This window comes from Maritimimonas sp. 2210JD6-3 (genome assembly GCF_056591795.1).
This window is the reverse complement of record NZ_JBWQOJ010000071.1, coordinates 1-2,588: the sequence shown is the minus strand read 5'-3', so window position 1 is coordinate 2,588 and position 2,588 is coordinate 1. Positions and strand designations below refer to the sequence as shown.

2 protein-coding genes are annotated in these 2,588 nt (G+C 38.2%); both read right to left on the bottom strand.

From position 1 onward, the window contains the following. Window positions 1-24 precede the first annotated feature (24 nt). Window positions 25-1,623 carry a type IV secretory system conjugative DNA transfer family protein gene (locus AC1EUY_RS15875; RefSeq protein WP_480196531.1) on the bottom strand — a complete coding sequence of 533 codons (1,599 nt, stop codon included), beginning with the start codon at window positions 1,621-1,623 and terminating at the stop codon, window positions 25-27. Window positions 1,624-1,633: 10 nt separating this feature from the next. Then, a partial coding sequence (gene mobB / locus AC1EUY_RS15870; RefSeq protein WP_480196530.1) for a MobB family relaxase occupies window positions 1,634-2,588 on the bottom strand: 955 nt, incomplete at its 5' end.

Sequence of the window (2,588 nt, the reverse complement as noted above, 5' to 3'; positions counted from 1 at the left end):
TAGTTAAAATTGATTATTCATAGTTTAAATAACTTTAGTATTAAACATAGATTTCACCTCACTATGGATTTTAATAAAATTCTCCTCCAAATCCACTGCGGTCATTTCTTTTGGTGACGGTAAGCTCCTGTCTATAACGGGAGCCCTAAATCGTACCTTCTTGTCCTTTCCATCGGCGAATACCACGAACTCGCCTTGCTTCAACCTAAAGAAAATCTCCGCCCTGCGTTTGGGCACTTCCCGTTCTCCTTTGGTAATTCGCGCTTCCCATGAGAGTCCCGTTCCTTTGCTTACACTTTTGGTTGGATTCTTCACAATCTCGAAGAAACGTTCATAGTATTTAGCGGTATCAGGATCATTTACCTTTCCGAAAAACTGATAGGATAGGTTACTTAAAATAGCCTTGCTGGCCTTTTCTCCGTATAACATATCGTTTTGGATTTTATCCTGCATTACATAAACCGTGGTAATTTCATAGCTTCTCAGTGTTGCCGGAATACGGTGCATATTGGGCAATCTTATGGTAGGTGCTTCTTCCAATAGAACAAAAGAAGGTTTTTGTCCCCGTTCACTCATTTGTTTGGTGATAGTATGTATTATTGTAGCTATTACAGGTGATAAAGAAGCATCCTTTTTAGGGTTATTCACAACACAAATAACCGAAGGGTTTTCAGGGTTATTGATATCCAATGGAATATCATCTGATGATAGTGCCATGAATATCTTTTTTGTACTGATCTTCTTAAAAGCATTGGCCAGTGTACTTTTTACTCCTGCAGTTTGTCTCTCTGAACCTACACCACTGATAAAAGCATCTGCCATCGCCCTGGAAGTGATATTTCCTTTCAGGAATTTTATCAGCCCTTTTATATTCAATTGCTGGTAGAGGGCTATTAAATGCGGTATCGTGCAATAGTCGGGGTAATCGGTCTTGAGTCTCCATATAAGCCCGCTAATAAGCCCCTCCACAACATCTCTAAAAAACCTAGAGGTACTATTGTCATCAGCTTCTTTTGTCTCTAAAAGATTCTCCAATAGCACCCTGGATACTTCATATACACTTTCTTCATCAGGTAGATATTTGGAAGCTATTGGGTTAACTCTGGAATAAATGGGGTCAAAAGAAACAATATAGAATTTGTTGCCACTGTTTTGATATAAAGGATAGGCCATTTCAGTAATCTCAAAATTCTTATAATCATGGACAACACCACAAAACTTATGCTTTTTGAAATGTACCATTAGATTGTAAATAACACTTTCTGTCTTTCCGCTTCCTGCAGCCGCAATCACTGAGATACCCCTTCGGATATTGTCCAAAACCAACTTACCACCCCGTGTTTCCATTGTTACTTTGTATTCCTTTCTCAATGTCCAGTCTTTTGCGTTTGTGCCGTGATAGGCATAGATAATAACGTTGATAAATTGCAATGGTAAAACCATGAGCATTATACCTTTTAACAGTGATTGAAAACCTACTTTGCTGCTTATGATAATGGATGCTAAAATCAGACTGAGGAATATCATCAAAAATCCCTGTCGAGTATATTTATTGAAAGTATAGGATATCAGCGCTCCCAAACCCCATGCTGCTATTATTGTATATATGGGTATATCTGTCATCATCTATTGGTTAAATGCCTATGGAGCCTGAATCCATGGCTGTTTCTACACCTCTTTTTAATTTCATAAGGGCTTTATACGCCAGTTGTGCTTTATTGATCGAGATGTTAGGTACCTTTACCCCGGCCTTGAACAATAGTTTAATTGCCGCTTGTTTTTCTGTTGTTGGTAATCCTGCCAATAAGGCTAAAAAGCGCTTTGGGTCTTTATCAAATACGTTTCTTACCTTATAGGTTTCTATAAAGTTCCTTTTGTGTTTGAATGTTCTGTCAAAGGTCTTTTCGGCAGCTTCAAAGAACTTGTCCCTGTTAAAGCCCTGTTTTATGGTTTTTCCATTTAGAATGGTCTCTGCTTCCTTATGTTGCGATAAAGGTGATAGTTTAAAGGAATTGGTGACGTCCTTATGACTGACGATAACATGCACATGATTTTGCATGCCTTCTTTTTTCATACCGCGAACAATACGTTTGCCATCAATCTGATGAGGAGCGTCTTTCTCCAGACGGTCTATTTCTTTACGAAGGCTTTTGACATGGCCTTTTGATTCTCCTCTTTCAATCTTTCTGATTTCCTTTTTTAACTGCAATATTTTTGTAGCATAGGGTTGGTTTTCCCTGATTTCTTTGTCTGAACCTTTATAGGTACGTTGTTTTTCTACCTTGGCATAGTATTTTATATCATCAACGGTGACTGCTTTGTTTCTATGGAAAGAAGCGGCATAGTCCTTCATCAGTTCCCTAACGTATTGACGTAGTTTTTCAGGGTCGTTATTTATGGTCTTTAATTCCCTTTGGGAAGGACTGACAACCATAGAATAGAATTTCGGGTCTTTTTTGTTGAGCTTTGAGGTATTGTTGTCTATTTCCGTGATAACTTCTTCTGGATTTATCCTGTCGTTGTTTTGGTCAAAGAAGTACTCCTGTTGTCCAAGGTTTTTTTCTTCATTTTCCTTTTCAAGGTAGTTT